Annotated in this window: 12 protein-coding genes; 9 read left to right on the top strand and 3 right to left on the bottom strand. The window is 69.1% G+C overall.

All coding sequences use genetic code 11. From position 1 onward, the window contains the following. Positions 1 to 42: 42 nt before the first annotated feature. Positions 43 to 207 (bottom strand): hypothetical protein, encoded by a 165-nt coding sequence (locus CFREN_RS08255; protein ID WP_168161348.1) that lies wholly within the window; start codon positions 205 to 207, stop codon positions 43 to 45. Positions 208 to 451: 244 nt separating this feature from the next. Here CFREN_RS08255 and dnaE point away from each other — a divergent pair, with 244 nt between their 5' ends. Next, a complete protein-coding gene (gene dnaE / locus CFREN_RS08250; RefSeq protein WP_209652613.1) occupies positions 452 to 4,012 on the top strand; it encodes a DNA polymerase III subunit alpha in 3,561 nt (1,186 codons plus the stop codon). Positions 4,013 to 4,127: 115 nt separating this feature from the next. On the opposite strand, the gene CFREN_RS08245 is transcribed toward dnaE, so the two are convergent. Further along, positions 4,128 to 4,724: a hypothetical protein gene (locus CFREN_RS08245; RefSeq protein WP_209652616.1), complete on the bottom strand. Its 597-nt coding sequence runs from the start codon at positions 4,722 to 4,724 to the stop codon at positions 4,128 to 4,130. Between the two features lie 164 nt (positions 4,725 to 4,888). On the opposite strand from CFREN_RS08245, the gene ilvA reads away from it, so the two are divergent. The 4 genes from ilvA to CFREN_RS08225 all read left to right on the top strand — a co-directional run bounded on the left by ilvA (position 4,889) and on the right by CFREN_RS08225 (position 12,233). After that, positions 4,889 to 6,184 (top strand): threonine ammonia-lyase IlvA, encoded by a 1,296-nt coding sequence (ilvA, locus tag CFREN_RS08240; protein WP_070519434.1) that lies wholly within the window; start codon positions 4,889 to 4,891, stop codon positions 6,182 to 6,184. 243 nt (positions 6,185 to 6,427) lie between these two features. After that, positions 6,428 to 8,038, top strand: coding sequence for an MFS transporter (locus CFREN_RS08235; protein ID WP_209652625.1), 1,611 nt, complete (start codon positions 6,428 to 6,430; stop codon positions 8,036 to 8,038). A gap of 57 nt (positions 8,039 to 8,095) precedes the next feature. Next, entirely contained in the window at positions 8,096 to 11,821 is a 3,726-nt protein-coding gene (locus tag CFREN_RS08230; RefSeq protein ID WP_209652627.1) for a hypothetical protein, read from the top strand. 40 nt (positions 11,822 to 11,861) lie between these two features. Continuing rightward, a complete protein-coding gene (locus tag CFREN_RS08225; protein WP_070519437.1) occupies positions 11,862 to 12,233 on the top strand; it encodes an SdpI family protein in 372 nt (123 codons plus the stop codon). A 78-nt stretch (positions 12,234 to 12,311) separates the two neighbouring features. On the opposite strand, the gene treZ is transcribed toward CFREN_RS08225, so the two are convergent. Further along, on the bottom strand, positions 12,312 to 14,156 hold the full coding sequence (gene treZ, locus CFREN_RS08220; protein ID WP_209652629.1) for a malto-oligosyltrehalose trehalohydrolase: 1,845 nt from the start codon (positions 14,154 to 14,156) through the stop codon (positions 12,312 to 12,314). A 90-nt stretch (positions 14,157 to 14,246) separates the two neighbouring features. Here treZ and CFREN_RS08215 point away from each other — a divergent pair, with 90 nt between their 5' ends. From CFREN_RS08215 to CFREN_RS08200, 4 genes are all read left to right on the top strand, one after another. Continuing rightward, entirely contained in the window at positions 14,247 to 14,894 is a 648-nt protein-coding gene (locus tag CFREN_RS08215; RefSeq protein WP_209652632.1) for an IMPACT family protein, read from the top strand. A gap of 81 nt (positions 14,895 to 14,975) precedes the next feature. Continuing rightward, on the top strand, positions 14,976 to 15,779 hold the full coding sequence (locus tag CFREN_RS08210) for a crotonase/enoyl-CoA hydratase family protein (RefSeq protein ID WP_209652634.1): 804 nt from the start codon (positions 14,976 to 14,978) through the stop codon (positions 15,777 to 15,779). Between the two features lie 72 nt (positions 15,780 to 15,851). Continuing rightward, a complete protein-coding gene (locus CFREN_RS08205; RefSeq protein WP_035122518.1) occupies positions 15,852 to 16,088 on the top strand; it encodes a hypothetical protein in 237 nt (78 codons plus the stop codon). Between the two features lie 37 nt (positions 16,089 to 16,125). Continuing rightward, the gene (locus CFREN_RS08200) at positions 16,126 to 16,509 is read left to right on the top strand and encodes an RNA-binding S4 domain-containing protein (RefSeq protein WP_070519441.1); all 384 of its coding nucleotides are present in this window, start codon (positions 16,126 to 16,128) and stop codon (positions 16,507 to 16,509) included. The last annotated feature ends 148 nt before the right edge of the window (positions 16,510 to 16,657 follow it).

The following is a 16,657-nucleotide window of genomic DNA, read 5'->3' as shown; positions in this document are numbered from 1 at the left end:
GTGATGCAGGGCCCGGGCCCGGCGATCGGGCGCGGTCGGCGGTTAAACGAGCCAGCTGTAGCGGGTCGCGTCGGTCTCCGAGGAGACGACGTCGCCGTCGGCGAGGTAGCCGGCCGCGACCGGGCGGCGGTCCATCGAGGCGATGGCGTTGTTCAGGGCCTGGGCCGGGAAGAGGGAGTAGACGCCATCGGGCATGGGCGCGAACATCGCATGTCCTTTCCTTGGAGGGTTCCGACCGGGGGATCCGGCCGGGTACGCATCGCCGGAAGTTGTGCCGGCAAAAACGTGAGGATGCGCTCAAGTATGGGGAGGGGCGGGCGAATTGTAAAGTTGCGGCGCAGTGACCTTGCACACGTATCGGAACATGCATATATGCAGGTAGGGGTTGGTTTTTGTTCTAGCTTTGCGGCCATTGGCCCCCGATCCGGGCCACCGCCTACAATCCGGAGCCATGGCCAACTCCAGTTTCGTGCATCTCCACAACCACACCGAGTACTCGATGCTGGACGGGATGGCGAAGATCGACCTGCTGGCCGACGAGGTTTCGCGGCAGGGCATGCCGGCCGTCGGCGTCACCGACCACGGCAACATGTTCGGCTCCAACGCTTTCTACCGTCAGATGAAGGCCAAGGGCGTCAAACCGATCATCGGCATCGAGGCCTACATGGCGCCGGAGAGCCGCTTCAACAAGCAGCGCATCCAGTGGGGCGAGCCGCACCAGAAGGGCGACGACGTCTCCGGCCGCGGCTCCTACCTGCACCAGACCATGCTCGCCGAAAACGTGCAGGGCCTGCACAACCTCTTCTACCTGTCGTCCATGGCCTCCTACGAGGGCCAGATGGGCAAGTACCCGCGCATGGACGCCGAGATCATCGCCGAACGCGCCGAAGGCATCATCGCCACCACCGGCTGCCCCTCCGGCGACGTGCAGACCCGACTGCGGCTCGGCCAATTCGACGAAGCGCTCGCCGCCGCCGGAATGTGGCAGGACATCTACGGCAAGGACAACTACTTCCTCGAGCTCATGGACCACGGGCTCGACATCGAAACCCGCGTGCGCTCCGAGCTGCTCGAAATCGGCCGCAAGCTCAACCTGCCGCCCGTGGTCACCAACGACTGCCACTACGTCACCCGCGACCAGGCCAAGACCCACGAGGCTCTGCTGTGCGTGCAGACCGGCAAGACCCTGCACGACCCCGACCGCTTCAAGTTCGACGGCGACGGCTACTACATCAAGTCCGCCGCCGAAATGCGCGACACCTGGGACCACCTGGTGCCCGACGCCTGCGACAACACCCTGCTCATCGCCGAACGCGTCGGCGACTACGACGAGATCTGGGAAGAGCACCCGCACGACCGCATGCCCAAGGCCGACGTGCCGGAGGGCGAAACGCCGACGACGTGGCTGCGCCACCAGGTCATGGAGGGCCTGAAGAAGCGCTTCGAGGGCGCCCAGGTGCCGGAGGAGTACATCCGCCGCGCCGAATACGAAATCGAGGTCATCGACGGCAAGGGCTACCCGTCCTACTTCCTCATCGTCGCCGACATCATCGCCCACGCCCGCGACATCGGCATCAAGGTCGGTCCGGGCCGTGGTTCGGCTGCGGGGTCGCTGGTCGCATACGCCACGTGGATCACCAACATCGACCCCATCGAGCACGGTCTGCTGTTCGAGCGATTCCTCAACCCCGAGCGTCCCTCGGCGCCGGACATCGACATCGACTTCGACGACCGCCGCCGAGACGAAATGATCCGCTACGCCGCCGACAAGTGGGGCGAGGACAAGGTCGCGCAGGTGGTGACCTTCGGCACCGTGAAGACGAAGCAGGCGATCAAGGACTCCGCCCGCGTCCAGTTCGGCCAGCCCGGCTACCAGATCGCCGACCGCATCACCAAGGCCCTGCCGCCGCCGATCATGGCCAAGGACATCCCGCTCGCCGGCATCGTCGACCCCTCCCACGAGCGCTACGGCGAGGCCGCCGAAGTCCGACAGCTCATCGAAACCGACCCCGACGTCGCCCGCATCTACGAAACCGCCCGCGGCCTCGAAGGCGTGGTGCGCCAGACCGGCGTGCACGCCTGCGCCGTCATCATGGCGTCGGTGCCGCTGCTCGACCACATCCCCATGTGGAAACGCGCCGCCGACGGGGCGATCATCACCGGCTGGGACTACCCGGCGTGTGAGGCCATCGGCCTGCTGAAGATGGACTTCCTGGGCCTGCGCAACCTCACGGTCATCGGCGACTGCCTGGAGAACATCGAGTCCAACCGCGGCGAGCACATCGACCTGGACACCCTCGACGTCGTCGACGACCCGACGTACGAACTGCTGGCCCGCGGCGACACGCTCGGCGTGTTCCAGCTCGACGGCGGCGGCATGCGGGAGCTGCTCAAGCGCATGCGCCCGACCGAGTTCAACGACATCGTCGCCGCCCTCGCGCTGTACCGCCCCGGCCCGATGGGCGTCAACGCCCACTGGGAGTACGCCGACCGCAAGAACGGCGTCAAGCCGATCGTGCCCATCCACCCCGAGCTCGAGGAACCCCTGCAGGAGATCCTCTCCGAGACCTACGGCCTCATCGTCTACCAGGAGCAGATCATGAGGATCTCGCAGAAGGTGGCGAACTACACCGCCGGCCAGGCCGACGGTTTCCGCAAGGCCATGGGCAAGAAGAAGCCCGAGGTGCTCGAAAAGGAGTTCATCAACTTCGAGGCCGGGATGAAGGCCAACGGGTACTCGGACGCGGCGATCAAGACGCTGTGGGACACGATCCTCCCGTTCGCCGGATACGCGTTCAACAAATCGCACGCCGCCGGTTACGGCCTGGTGTCCTTCTGGACCGCGTACCTGAAGGCCAATTACACCGCCGAGTACATGGCTGCGCTGCTGACGTCGGTGTCGGACAACAAGGACAAGTCCGCCATCTACCTGTCGGACTGCCGTCACCTGGGCATCCGCGTTCTGTCGCCGGACGTCAACGAGTCGGCCATGAACTTCCAGTCCGTGGGCGAGGACATCCGTTTCGGCCTCGGCGCGATCCGCAACGTCGGCCGCGACGTCGTCGACTCGATCATCGCCACGCGCCGGGAGAAGGGCGCGTTCAAGGACTTCTCCGACTACCTGGACAAGATCGACACGCTGCCGTGTTCGAAGCGCGTGACGGAGTCGCTGATCAAGGGCGGCGCCTTCGACTCGATGGGCCACCCGCGCAAGGGCTTGACGCTCATCCACGAAGACGCCGTCGATGCGGCGCTGCCGACGAAGAAGGCCGCCGACAAGGGCCAGTTCGATCTGTTCGCCGACTTCGGTGGAGGAGACGAACCCGGCGAGGACGCCGACAACGTCTTCCAGGTGAAGATCCCGGAGGAGAACTGGGAGCGCAAGCACGAGCTGGCGCTGGAACGCGAAATGCTGGGTCTCTACGTGTCGGGTCACCCGCTCGACGGCTTCGAGGAATCGTTGGCGCAGCAGACCGACACGGCGATCACGACGATCGTCGGCGGCGAAGTCCCGCACAACACCGAGGTCGTCATCGGCGGCATCATCTCCAGCGTGGATCGCCGCGTGAACAAGGACGGTCTGCCGTGGGCGATCATCGGCCTGGAAGACCACAACGGCGCGTCGGTGGAGGTTCTCGCCTTCCCGCGCACCTACGCGATGGTGTCCACGCTGGTCGCCGAAGACGCGATCGTGCTGGTCCGCGCCCGGGTCCAGTACCGCGACGATCGCCTGTCCATCGTCTGCGATGACCTGAAGGTCCCGGACCTGGGGCTCAACGGGGCGGGCAGCCCGATCCGGTTGACCATGCGCACCGATCAATGCACGCCGGAGAACATCGCCAAGCTCAAGTCCGTGCTGGTGAACAACAAGGGCGATTCAGACGTGTACCTGAATCTCAAGGAGGGCAACAATTCCACGTTGATGGTGCTCGGCGAGCATCTGCGCGTGACCAAGTCGGCGAGCCTGTTCGGCGACCTCAAGGCGACGATGGGCACGGGGATCCTGGGATAGCCCGGCAGAAGGGCCGACTCGCCGGCGCCGTCCCCACAGGAGCGTCCCCACAGGGGGAGGGGGAGGGGGGACGTCGGTGGCTTCGGCACCGCCGGTCCCGAACCGGGGGCGTCCGTCAGCTCCAGCCGTAGCGATCCGCGGTGACGTAACCCGACGTGCCCGACAGGTCGTCGGTGAACGTCATGCGGCCGGAATCGCTGAGGTCGAAGATGATGCCCTTGACCTCGTAGCGGCCGCCGGCGTCGACCTCCTCGATGTCGAGGTCGGCCATGTTGGCATTTGCCTGCATCGCCTGGATGCTTTCGGCGTTCATGTCGAAGCTGAGCGAATTCGCGGGGCCGGGGCCGGTCGTCGGCGTCCATTCGGCGGTGCCCTGGCAGTTGAGGAACGCCTGCTGTCCGACCCAGCACATCATGCCGATGTCGTCGATCTCGAATGCGATGCCGTCGGCATCGATCTTGGTGACGTCGCCGGACCCGGCGTCGGCGGAATCGTCGTCCGAGTCGGATTCGTCGCCGGTGCCCGACTGCTCGGACGTGCTCGTCTCCTCGGTGGTGGGCGACGGCTTCTCGGAGGTTCCCTCCGCGGCGGTTTCGGTGACGGTGGTGGTTGCGTCGGCGGCGTCGCCGGAATCGGAGCATGCGCCGAGGACGAGGGCGGAGACGGCGAGGATGGCAGCGGCGCTGCGGCGGGAGACGGCGTAAGCGTTCATGGCGCCGACGTTACTGTTCGCGCCGAAACGATTGTCGGATTCAGCGGCGATGGGGTACCCGATAGTCGATTTCCGCCTGCGCATTTGGGCGCCGCCCGACTCCGTTCCATCCAGTGGACCCCGCGTTCCACTTCCCGTCGGCGGTGCGAGTATCGTCTACGGCCATGAACGCTTCTTCCGCGCCGTCCACCGACACCGCCCGCCGTCTCGTCCACGCGGCGGACATCCAGGAAGCGCAGGCCAGGATTTCGTCGGTCATCGCCCCGACGCCGCTGCAGTTCTGCCCGCGGCTGAGCGAGGAAACGGGGGCGAAGGTCTTCCTCAAGCGCGAGGACCTGCAGGACGTGCGGTCGTACAAGATCCGCGGGGCCTACAACGCGATGGTGCAGCTCACCGATGAGGAGCGCGCCGCCGGCGTGGTCGCCGCATCGGCCGGCAACCACGCCCAGGGCGTCGCCTACGCGTGCCGCACCCTGGGGGTGAAGGGCCGCATTTTCGTGCCCAATCAGACGCCGAAGCAGAAGCGCGACCGCATCGCGTACCACGGCCGCGACGCGGTGGAGATCATCGTCACCGGCGACAGCTTCGACGAGGCGTCGTCGGCCGCCCGCGCCGACGCGCAGGAGTCGGGGGCGACGGTCATCGAGCCGTTCGATTCCTTCAACACCGTCGTCGGCCAGGGCACGGTCGCCGCGGAGATCGTGGCGCAGCTGTCCGGCCAGGGGCTGACCCCCGACACCGTGTGCGTGCCGGTCGGCGGCGGCGGCCTGCTCGCGGGGGTGACCAGCTACTTCGCGGACATGTCGCCGCGCACCGCCATCGTCGCGGTCGAGCCGGCGGGGGCTGCGTGCCTCACCGCCGCGATGGCCGCCGACGAGCCGGTCGAGCTGCCGTCCATCGATCCCTTCGTCGACGGCGCGGCGGTGAAGAAGCTCGGCGAGCTGCCGTACCAGATCGTCGACCGCAATCGTTCGCGCATTCACACGATCATCGCCCCCGAGGGCGCGGTGTGCGTGGCGCAGCTGGACCTGTACCAGAACGAGGGCATCATCGCCGAGCCCGCCGGTGCGCTGTCGGTCGCCGCGCTCGACCAGATCAACGCCCGTCCCGGCGAGGTCGTCGTGTGCATCATCTCCGGCGGCAACAACGATGTGCTGCGGTATGCGGAGATCATGGAGCGCTCCCTGGTCTACCGCGGCCTGAAGCACTACTTCCTGGTGAACTTCCCGCAGAAGCCGGGCCAGTTGCGCATGTTCCTCAACGAGATCCTCGGCCCGGACGACGACATCGCGTTGTTCGAGTACCTGAAGCGCAACAACCGCGAGACGGGTGCGGCCCTGGTGGGCATCGAGTTGCGCAATGCGTCGGATCTCGATGCGTTGATGGACAGGATGGACGCGTCGCCGTTGGAGTGCCGCCGGTTGCTGCCGGGCACCCCGGAGTACGACTTTTTGACGTAATCCTCGTCACGCGGGCGCTTTTCGGTTGGTGGGGGCGTGTAAACCGCTGTTACGCTGTGTAGTGCACTTGAGACGACTGGCCCCGCGGTGACCACGCCGCGGGGCCGGCCTGACGAAGACCCCTGCTTTCCAGGCGGGAGGACGGTGGCCCCGCATGCGCGGGTGAATGCCGGGGAGGACCCCGGCTGCCGTACCCCCGGCAGGTGATGGTCCGGCAGCGCCATGGAGAGAAAGGGGTCTTTCGTGCGCGATGAAACCATCGAAAACAAGCTTGACGACGCCGACGTGACCTCGTATCCGCTGCGTTGGTGGGGTGTGGCGGTGCTGGCGTTGGCCGTGATCATTCTTGCGGTCGACATGACGGTGCTGAACTTCGCGCTCCCGGCGATTTCGCGCGACCTCGATCCGTCGGGCACGCAGTTGCTGTGGATCGTCGACATCTACGCGTTCGTCATCGCGACGCTGCTGATCACCATGGGCACGCTGGGGGACCGCATCGGCCGTCGCAAGTTGTTGTTGTGGGGCATCACGGGTTTCGGCGCGGCATCGTTGATGGCCGCCTACGCGATGAACCCGACGGTGCTCATCATCGCCCGCGCGCTGCAGGGCGTGGCGGGCGCGACGCTGATGCCGTCGACGTTGTCGCTGATCAAGGCGATGTTCCCCGACAAGAACGAGTTGCCGCGGGCGATTGCGGTGTGGATTTCGTGCTACTCGCTCGGCGCGATCATCGGGCCGGTGCTCGGCGGTTGGCTGCTGGAGCACTTCCACTGGGGTTCGGTGTTCATCATCAACGTGCCCGTCGCCGTCGCCGTGGTCGTCGGCGGGTTGCTGGTGCTGCCGGAGTCGAAGGCACAGGCCCCGGGCCGGTTCGACATCGTCGGCGCGGTGTTGTCGATGGTGGCGCTGTTCGGCGTCGTCGGCGCGCTGAAGGCCGCGACGGCGGGGCTGTCCTGGTGGATTCCGGCCCTGCTGGCCACCGCGGCGCTGCTGGCCGCCGGTGCCCTGGTGGCGCACCTGAACAACGCGCCGCACCCGCTCGTCGACGTTCGGCTGCTGCGGGACCGCGCGTACGCGATGGCCGTGATGGTCAACGCGATGTCGTCGTTCCTCCTCGTCGGCGCGATGTTCTACCTGACGCAGTACCTGCAGGTTGTCCTCGGCATCAGCCCGGTCCACGCCGGTCTGCTGCTCATGCCGGGGATGATTTCCTCGATGGCGGCCACGGTGGTCACCGGCGAGTTGGTGGGGAAGTTCTCGGCACGGCCGTTGCTGCTCACCGCCATCACGTTGGCCACCGCAGGCCTGGCCATGCACGTCGTGGAGGCCTCCGGCGCGTGGCCGGCGGTGTCGTCGGGCACGGGCGCCCAGATCTGGTTCGGCATCTCGTTCGTCATGTTGGGCGTGGGCACCGGCATGATCGACCCGGTGACCAACACGATCATCCTGGGCTCGGCCCCGCCGGAACAGTCCGGTGCGGCGTCGGCGCTGTCGGAGACCGGCTACGAGCTCGGCGGGGCCTTCGGTGCCGCGATCCTGGGGTCGGTGCTGGTGAGCGCGTATTCGCGCCAGCTGTCGACGGTCGACCTTCCGCTGGATTCGGCCCAGACCGCGGAGTTGTCCGACAACGTCAACTCCGCCCACGGGTTGGCGGAGTCGTTGCCGGCGGATCTCGCGGCGACGGTCATCGACGTCGCGGATGCGGCGTTCACCGCGGGCATGGGCTGGGCTGCGGCGACGGCGGTGTTGTGCTGCGTCGCGACGGCGGTGGCCGTGCGCGCCCTGCTGCCGGACGTGCGCGCCGGCGGAGACGCGGCCCATGAGGTCGCCCCCGGGCGATCGTCGTTAGAATGAAGCCCGATCGCGGGCTTTCGGACGGGCCCGCTCCACGGGACCCCAAAAGAGGAGAGTGTGAACCCAATCATGGCCGATGCGCCGCATGATCCGAATCCCCTTCGCGCCTGGCTCGCCGCCGCGGACCTTGATCTTCGGGGGCGTTTGACCGCCCTGGCCGCCGACGCCGATTCGGATGGCGGCGCAGAGGCCCTGGTGGCCTGGTGCGGCATCCGGATGGATGAGGTGGAGCGCATCGACGGGTTCCTCGGCCCGCTGCTCAAGACGGTCGACGTCGACGGTGCGCGCGGCGTCGCCGATTCCTTTCCCGCCGTGTTGCTGGCGTCCCTGGTCGGTCGCGCCGCCCGCGTGGCGTCGACGTCGGATCTGTGGACGGACTGGACCGCCGGCCTGCAGCTGGACCCGGAGTCGGCGGACGTCGACGCGTTCGTCGAGTACGTCGTCGAGCGGGTGCCGGAGATCCTCGCCGAGCTGGGGCTGCCCGATGTCGCGCTTCTCGACGGCGCCCCCGCCGAACCCGGCACCCGCGAGGACTCCGCCCGCCTGATGATGCTCCACGCCGGCGTCCAGCAGTCGGTGATTCCGCTGGTCATCGAGAAGATCGAGGACGCCGCCGGAATCGGGGGCCAGGGCGGGGCAGGTGGCGGCGGGGCGTCGTCAAGCGATCTGGTGCAGAAGCTGCAGCCCGTCCGCGAACGCATCGATGCCATGGTGTCCGGCTTCGCCGCCGACGCCGACGCCGACGTGCCGCGCGCCCTGCGCGTGCTGTCGCAATCCGCGGCCAAGCGCGCCCGCACCCTGGTGGCGGCGACCCTCGGCTACCTCATGGCCACCGCCGCCGACCCCGCCAACTGGGAATCCCGCGAGGACCTCGGGCCCGAGGAGGTCGGCCTGCCGTCGATCCTGCTCGACGCCGCCCGCGAGGAATTGCGCGCCCGGCCCGCCGGCACCCCGGCGCGGCGCACCGCCGTCGGCGTCGTGGCCACCACCGGCCGCCCGCAGCTGTTCTTCGATGACCAGGAGCACCGCGTCTGCGTGCAGCTGCCCACCCCGTCGGCGCCGGCCGGACGGTCGTGGCTGGTCACCTACGGCGGCACCATCGTCGCCGAACCGGCAGTCGCCCTGAACGACGACGCGCCGCGACCGGTCGTGCCCATCACCGAACCCGTGCGCGAAGTCCTCGTCGAACTCGGCGACGGGCCGAGCTGGCGGGTGCCCGCCATCGACACCGCGGACCCCGTGCTCATCTTCGGCGACGACGGCCAGTCCGTCACCGACAAGGTGTCGCTGCACTCGACGTCGGTGCACGTGGTCTACCCGAACGACGCCCGCCTGGTCGACCCCGTCACCGGTGACGACGTGCCGTTGCTGTCCGAGCCGGCCCCCGCCGAGTGGGAGCTGTGGCAGGTGGCGCAGGCCGATCTGCGCGACGTCCATGCGCTGCAGGTGGTGCGCCCCGGCGTCGTCGGCGAAGTTCGCTCCGCGTCGCCGATGCGCCGCCCGAAGCTGAGCATCCCGCATGCCCGCCTCGACGGTGCGTCGACGGTCCACGGCACCCCGGTCCACGCCGGCGGGCCCGTCGCGGAGTTCCCGCCGACGCTGTCCGGACGCGATGAGTCGTGGCGCGTGCAGGTCGCCGATTTCCCCGGCTACGGCACCTTCGCCGAGGACATGATCATGGTCTACGACCTCGAGGTGCCCGCCGCCGGTGGCGCGGTCGACGTGCTCACCGACGACGACTACCCGTGGCTGGGCGAGTTCGTCGTCCGCCTGACCAACCCGCGGGGCCGCAGCTTCCAGTCGCACTTCGCGGTGGCGGAGCAGACGGACCTGGACGTCTCCTACCGCGGCGGCGGCGACGGTTTCCGCATCCCGGAGGAATCGGGCCTGAGCCCCGCCGAAGTGCGCGTGACCTCGGGCGACAAACCCCTGGAGGTCGAGCCCGCCGTGCTGCGGCTGGGGGCGGCGGAATCGTCCGGCGTGGTCGACCTGTCCACCGACGAGGGCGCCCACATGGAGATTCGGGTCAAGCCGGGCCGTCTGCGGTTCGAGATCCCGCTGTGCGACGAAAGCCCCGTGCGCGGCACCCGCACCCTGCGCACCCGCCCGGGCCGCGTCGACGCCCACGGCGTGTTCCGGGTCTCCGCGCCCGGCGAGCTGCGGCATGCGCACCTGGCGGTGAAGTCGGGGGAGCGCGACATTTGCCGTGTGCCGCTGACCCGCCGCGGCGACGACGCCTTCGCCGATTTGGGCTCCTACGCCGACCGCGTGGCCATGCTCGACGACCTCACCATCAGCCTCGACTGGACCCGCGTCACCGGCCGCCGTCGGCTGTCCGTGCCGCTGGTCGCCGCCCCCGCCGCCGATCCGGTGCGGTCGGTGGTCCGCGAGGGCTCGGAGCTCGTCGTCGACGTCGATCCGGCCGTCGCCGATCTGACGATGACCGCGTGGGTGTGGTGCCCGACGCGACCGTGGCGTTCGCCGATGGCGCTGCCCGTCGTCGATGGACGGTGCATGCTTGCCGACGACGCCGCCGAGATGGCCACTTTGGTCGCGCAGGTCGTCATCGGCCACGTGTCCGATCGCCATCCCGTGTGGCCGGCCCCGGATGCCGCGGTGGTGGTGGACGAGGCGCCGGCGGCGGGGAACGCCGGTGCCGGCGAGGAGATGCCGGACACCCCGGGCGTGCGTGAGCTGACCGGCGTGTGGTCGCTGTTCGAGACCCTGCGCGCCGGTCGCGCCACGATCATGCCGCAGGTCTCCGAGTCGCTGACCCCGGACAACCTCCGCCGCCTGCTCACCGCCGACCCGCGCACGGGCCTGGCCGCGCTCAACGGGTCGACGATCCGCCTGGGCGACCAGCCGGGAATGTTCGTCGCCTCCGGTCTGGTGCTCGGCGACTTCACCGAAAAGACGCCGACGCCGGGTCGTCGCCGCGTGCCGTGGCTCGGGGCCCTGGCGGCGATGGCCGATCTGGCCGATCCGTCGTCAAGCGTGGCGAAACAGAAGGACCAGATCGATCACCTGCGCCGCGCCGGCGGCGAAGCGCTGATCCGCGCCCTGGCCACGGGCCAGGACACGACGCTGGAGTCGGCGTGCATCGACCAGACGTCGGTGCAGATCACCGCGCTGCCGGAGCCGCAGGCCGCCGCGATTCTGGCGCAGGTCTTCGACGGCCACCGCATGGTGCCCGGGCCGCTGACCGACGACGACGCGCGTTTCACCGCCATCCACGAAGTCGTGTCCAACCGCGCCGACATCGTCGAGGCCGGCATCATGCCGGGCCTGGCGGCGGCGTCGCGGGCGCTGTTCCAGGCGGTGTCGCGGACGTCGCCGAAGCTGCGCAAGGCCGTCAACGTGCGGTTCCACAAGCTCGACGGCATCGACGCCGACGACCCGTCGCTGCACTGGACGCTGGTGCCGGGCACGTCGCTGCTCATCGCGGTGGCCGCCCGCGCCCTGGCCCGCCAGAAGGCAGCCAACCCCGACGTCGACGACTCCGTCGTGCGCAGCCTCATCCCGCTGTGGGCGCAGCTGGCCGACATGGTGCCGACGCTGGTGATGGGCGACCTGCTCATCGCCGACGCCCTGGTCACCCATGCGCTCCACGGCGACCTGACGGACCCGAAGGAGCCGGAGCCGGTCGAGACCGAGGGCGGCGCCGGGCATGAGGCGGAGCCGGTCGACCAGGCCGCCGCCGACGCGAAGTCCAACGAGGCCGCCGTCGCAGCCGCCGACGACATCATCGGCGACGACGATCTGCCGGATCTCATTTCCGAGTAGCGGTGCCGGCGGGCCGACGACACGAACGAGGAGAATCGCGTTGAACGAAATCGACATCCTGGGTCTGGTGATGTTCGCCGTCATGGCGGGCGCCGGGCTGTTGCTGATCTGGGTGGCGCGAGCCACGGCGTCGGGCAAGATCAAGCGCAACGCCGTCGCAGGCATCCGCACGCGCAAGACCATGGCCAGCGAGGAAGCGTGGCTGGCGGCCCACGTGCGCGCCAAGACTCCCACGCTCCTCGCCGGCGTCGCATCCCTCCTCGGCGGCGTCGCGACGCTGCTGCCGATGGGGCTGAACCAGATGATGGTCGTGGTGATGGTCGCCACCGGCATCACCTTCGTGCTGGTGGCCTACGGCGCGATCGTCGGCGGGCAGGCTGCCGACGAGGTCACGTCATCGGGCCAGGCCTGACGCGCTCGGCCGGGGTACGACCGACGGACGGTCGGCGCTCAGTCGGCCGTTGCGCCGCCGCCCGCGGACGACCCGCGTCTATCCCAGCACCGCGTAGCCCCAGGCCGGGAGGGTGACCACGCCGTCGCCGAGGGCCGCGGGCGCGTCGGGATGGGTGTGGAGCAGCTCGTCGTACCCGGCGTCGACGCTGACTTCGGCGGGTTCGTCGGAGAAGTTCGCCGCCAGGTGCACGACGTCGCCGTCGGCGCTGCGGGTGAGCAGCAACGTCCGCCCCTCGACCTTCGTCGCCACCGAATCCGCCCACGGCGATCCCAGGGCGGGGCGGGTGCGGCGCAGGCCGAACAGGGTGCGGTAGGCGTCGAGAAGCCCCGTGTGGGGTGCGTCGGCGAGCTCGTCCCACTTCAGCTTCGACATCTCGAAGGTCTGCGGATCCGCCGGGTCGGCGATGTCCTCGGGATTCCACCCTGCGCGGGAGAACTCGCGGATGCGGCCCTCGCGGGTCAGGCGCAGCAGCAGGTCCGACTCGTGGGAGCAGAAGAACGCGAACGGCGTCGACGCGCCCCACTCCTCGCCCTGGAACAGCATCGGAGTAAACGGCGAGCAGGCGATGACCGCCGCCTTCAACGCCTGTTTGGCGGGCGTGAGGTTCATCGACGGCCGGTCGCCGACGGCACGGTTGCCGGTCTGGTCGTGGGTGGTGGTGTAGGTGACGAAGGCGCTCAGCGGCTGCACCGACAAATCCAGCGGCCGGCCGTGGACGCGGCCCCGGAACGTCGACATGGTGCCCGCGTGGTGGAACGCCTCGCGCAGCGTCTGCGCCAGGGTCTCCACGGTGCCGAAGTCCGAGTAGTACGCGTGGTCCTCGCCGGACACGACGGTGTGCAGGGCGTGGTGGACATCGTCGTCCCACTGGGCGGCGAGGCCGTACCCGCCGGCGGCGCGCGGCCGGACCAGCTTCGGGTCGTTCTGGTCGGACTCGGCGATGAGGCTGCGCGGCACTCCGGTCTGGGCTGCGACGGTGTCGGCGACGACCTGCATCTGCTCGAGGATGTGGAACGCGCCTTCATCGTGCAGGGCATGGACGGCGTCGAGGCGCAGGCCGTCGATGCGGTAGTCGACGAGCCACATGCGCACGGCGTCGAGGATGTACGCGCGGACTTCGTCGGAATCCGGGCCCGTGAGGTTGACCACCTCGCCCCAGCCCGTTTCGCCGCCGGAGGTGTACGGGCCGAAGAAACCGACGTAGTTGCCGTCGGGGCCGAAGTGGTTGAACACCACGTCGAGGATGACGGCCAGACCGCGCTCGTGGCAGGCGTCGACGAGCTTCTGCAGCCCCGCCGGACCGCCGTAGCCTTCGTGGACGGCATGCCAGCTGACGCCGTCGTAGCCCCAGTTGCGATCGCCGCCGAAGGGCTGCACCGGCATCAGCTCGACATGGGTCACGCCCAGGTCCACCAGGTGATCGAGTCGCTTTACGACGCCGGCGAAATCACCCGAATCGGCGTACGTGCCCACGTGCAGCTCGTAGACCAGGCCGCCGGGGAGAATGCGGCCCGTCCAGTCCGCCGACCGCCAATCGTGGGCGTCCAGGTCGACGACCTCGGAAAAACCGTGGGGGCCGTCGGGCTGGCGGCGCGAACGGGGGTCGGGCAGGGGGATCGTCCAGTCTCCGACGGGGTCGGCCGCGGTGGTAGTGCCGGACCCGTCGGAGCCGTCGGCGTCGGCGTCATCCTGCTGGGGTGCGCCGTGCCCGGCGGTGGCCCGCATCCGGAAGGCGTAGCGCTCGCCGACGGTCATCTTCCTGTCGGCTTCGAACCAGCCGCCCTCGACGGCGGTCATGGCGCTGTGCTCGGGGGAGGCGGGATCACCCGTCAACAGCTCCACTTCGGCGGCGTACGGGGCCCAGACGCGGTAGTTGCTCATGCCATCGATCGTAGGGGTTTGCCGCGTTCACGGCAGGCGACGGGAGAGGGGACGCGCGGCCCGGCGACCGACGGGTGCGACAATGGCGCCATGTCCCCCCTCATCGTGCCGGCCCGGGGTTCCCTGACCACCGGGGAGCTGGAGATCAAGCGTTCGCGCTTCATCACGTGGATCGGGCGTGCCGACGACGGCGACGAAGCCCGCGACCTCATCGCACTGGCCAGGGCGGAGTACCCCGATGCCCGCCACCACTGCTCGGCCTACATCCACGAGGTGCCCGGGGCCAACCGCGTCGAGCGGTCGTCCGATGACGGCGAGCCCTCCGGCACGGCCGGCCGCCCGATGCTCGACGTCCTCGTCGGCTCCGGCCTCACCGACGTGGTCGCCGTGGTCATTCGCTACTTCGGTGGCGTCAAGCTCGGCACCGGCGGGCTGGTGCGGGCGTACTCCGACGCAGTGTCCGAATGCCTCGCCGACGTGCCGCGCGCCCGGCGGGTGCGCCGCGAGATCAGGTCCGTCGCCGTCGACGCCGCCGACGCCGGCCGGGTCGAATCCGAACTTCGCGCCCGCGGTTTCGTCATCTCGGACACCGAATGGGGAACCGTCGCAAAGCATCTCGTGGAAATCGAACCCGGGCATGCCGACCGCCTCGACGGGGTGCTGCAGGCCATCACGCACGGTGCGCTGACGTCCGGCGAAGCGGGGGAGACGTGGACGGAAGAGCCGGTCCGCGCGTGAATCGTCTGTAACCTGGGTCACGAATCGGAGGCGCCGGCCGCCGGGCCACCGGGCCGGACCAACGTGCAACGTGGAGGAACAATGACCCAGGACGTGCTGCTCGTCGACCGCGACGGGCACGTGGAGACGTGGACCATCAACCTGCCGGAGATCCGCAACCCGATCTCCTCGCCCGACGTCATCGACGCGATCGTCGCCAACGTCGACCGCGTCAACGCCGACCTCGATGTCCGCGCGGTGATCCTCACTGGCGCCGGGCCCGCGTTTTCCGCCGGCGGCAACGTCAAGGACATGGTCGACCGCGCCGGGATGTTCGGCGGCGCCCCGCACCAGATCCGCCAGTCCTACCGCGCCGGCATCCAGCGCATCCCCCTGTCGCTGTACAACTGCGAAGTCCCCGTCATCGCCGCCGTCAACGGCCCGGCGGTCGGCGCCGGCTGTGACGTCACCCTCATGTGCGACATGCGCGTGGCCTCGACGAAGGCGTGGTTTTCCGAAAGCTTCGTCGGCCTCGGCATCATCCCCGGCGACGGCGGCGCCTGGCTGCTGACCAAGACCCTCGGGCCCGCCCGCGCCGCCGAAATGGCCCTGACCGGCGACCGCGTGACCGCCGAAAAGGCCCTGGAGTGGGGCATGGTCAACGAAGTCGTCGAGCAGGATGAGCTTCTCGACGCCGCCCGGGCCCTGGCCGACCGGGTGGCCAAGAATCCGCCGAACGCCGTGCGCATGGCCAAGAAACTTCTGCGCGAATCCCAGCACCAGTCGCTGGCCGGCGTGTTGGAGCTGTCGTCGGCCATGCAGGCGCTGGCGCACCATTCCCGCGATCACCGGGAGGCCCTCGACGCGTTCATGGAAAAGCGCCCCGGCACCTACACCGGGGAGTGATCCCGCCGCCGACGCCGACGGGTAAGACCAGGGGATGACGAGACCATCCGCGGCTCGGCTTAGAATGACGTCATGAGCAGCCTTCAGCCGTATCAGCAGAACCCGATCCAGCAGCGCAAGGACGCGGTGCGCCGGTACAGCCGCAATGCCCTGGTGTGGACCGGTGGTGGCGTCGCCGCCGGCGTCGCGTTCGGCCTGCTGGCGTCGTCGTGGTCCTTGTTCGTCATGCTGACGGTCATCGGCGTCGTCGGCGGTTTCATCAACTGGCAGAAGGTCCAGAAGATCGTCAACTACCGCGACGCCCAGTAGGGCGAGGGCACCCCGCACCCCACCCCAGGATCGGAACATGAACCACACCGACGACTCCGCGCCCGTGCGCGTCGACGCGTGGCTGTGGGCCGTGCGACTGCTCAAGACCCGTTCGCAGGCCGCGGATGCCTGCCGCGGCGGACACGTGAAAATCAACGGCACCGCGGTCAAACCCGCCCAGCAGGTCGTACCCGGCGACGAGATCCGCGTGTGGGCCCACCACCGCGAGACGATCGTCGAGGTCACCCGCACCATCGCCAAGCGCGTCGGCGCGCCGGTGGCCCGCACCTGCTACGTGGACAAGACCCCCGCCCCGCCGCCGCGCGAGATGTTCGCCGCGCTGCCCGTGCGCGACCGTGGCGCCGGCAGGCCGACGAAGCGCGAGCGCCGTCAGATCGACAAGCTCCGCGGCCGCGACTGACTCTCCCTACCCGACAAGAACCTTAATCACGAGAAGCTCATGGTAGTGGTCAGCTAACGTAATCGCCGCGTGTTTTTGAGCCCCCTACCCACACTGCTCAGGCCGATAAGACAATTCCGGGGCGCTTGATCGGTTGCACTCCAGGCTT

Source organism: Corynebacterium freneyi (genome assembly GCF_030408835.1).
GTDB lineage: Bacteria > Actinomycetota > Actinomycetes > Mycobacteriales > Mycobacteriaceae > Corynebacterium > Corynebacterium freneyi.
Note: the sequence above shows the minus strand (reverse complement) of the source record. Positions and strands in the feature narration are given on the sequence as shown.

Bases quoted from the DNA above. Each gene is read 5' to 3' on its own strand.
- CFREN_RS08255 (WP_168161348.1), bottom strand. From the start codon at position 207: ATGTTCGCGCCCATGCCCGATGGCGTCTACTCCCTCTTCCCGGCCCAG.
- dnaE (WP_209652613.1), top strand. From the start codon at position 452: ATGGCCAACTCCAGTTTCGTGCATCTCCACAACCACACCGAGTACTCG.
- CFREN_RS08245 (WP_209652616.1), bottom strand. From the start codon at position 4,724: ATGAACGCTTACGCCGTCTCCCGCCGCAGCGCCGCTGCCATCCTCGCC.
- ilvA (WP_070519434.1), top strand. From the start codon at position 4,889: ATGAACGCTTCTTCCGCGCCGTCCACCGACACCGCCCGCCGTCTCGTC.
- treZ (WP_209652629.1), bottom strand. From the start codon at position 14,156: ATGAGCAACTACCGCGTCTGGGCCCCGTACGCCGCCGAAGTGGAGCTG.
- CFREN_RS08215 (WP_209652632.1), top strand. From the start codon at position 14,247: ATGTCCCCCCTCATCGTGCCGGCCCGGGGTTCCCTGACCACCGGGGAG.
- CFREN_RS08210 (WP_209652634.1), top strand. From the start codon at position 14,976: ATGACCCAGGACGTGCTGCTCGTCGACCGCGACGGGCACGTGGAGACG.
- CFREN_RS08205 (WP_035122518.1), top strand. From the start codon at position 15,852: ATGAGCAGCCTTCAGCCGTATCAGCAGAACCCGATCCAGCAGCGCAAG.
- CFREN_RS08200 (WP_070519441.1), top strand. From the start codon at position 16,126: ATGAACCACACCGACGACTCCGCGCCCGTGCGCGTCGACGCGTGGCTG.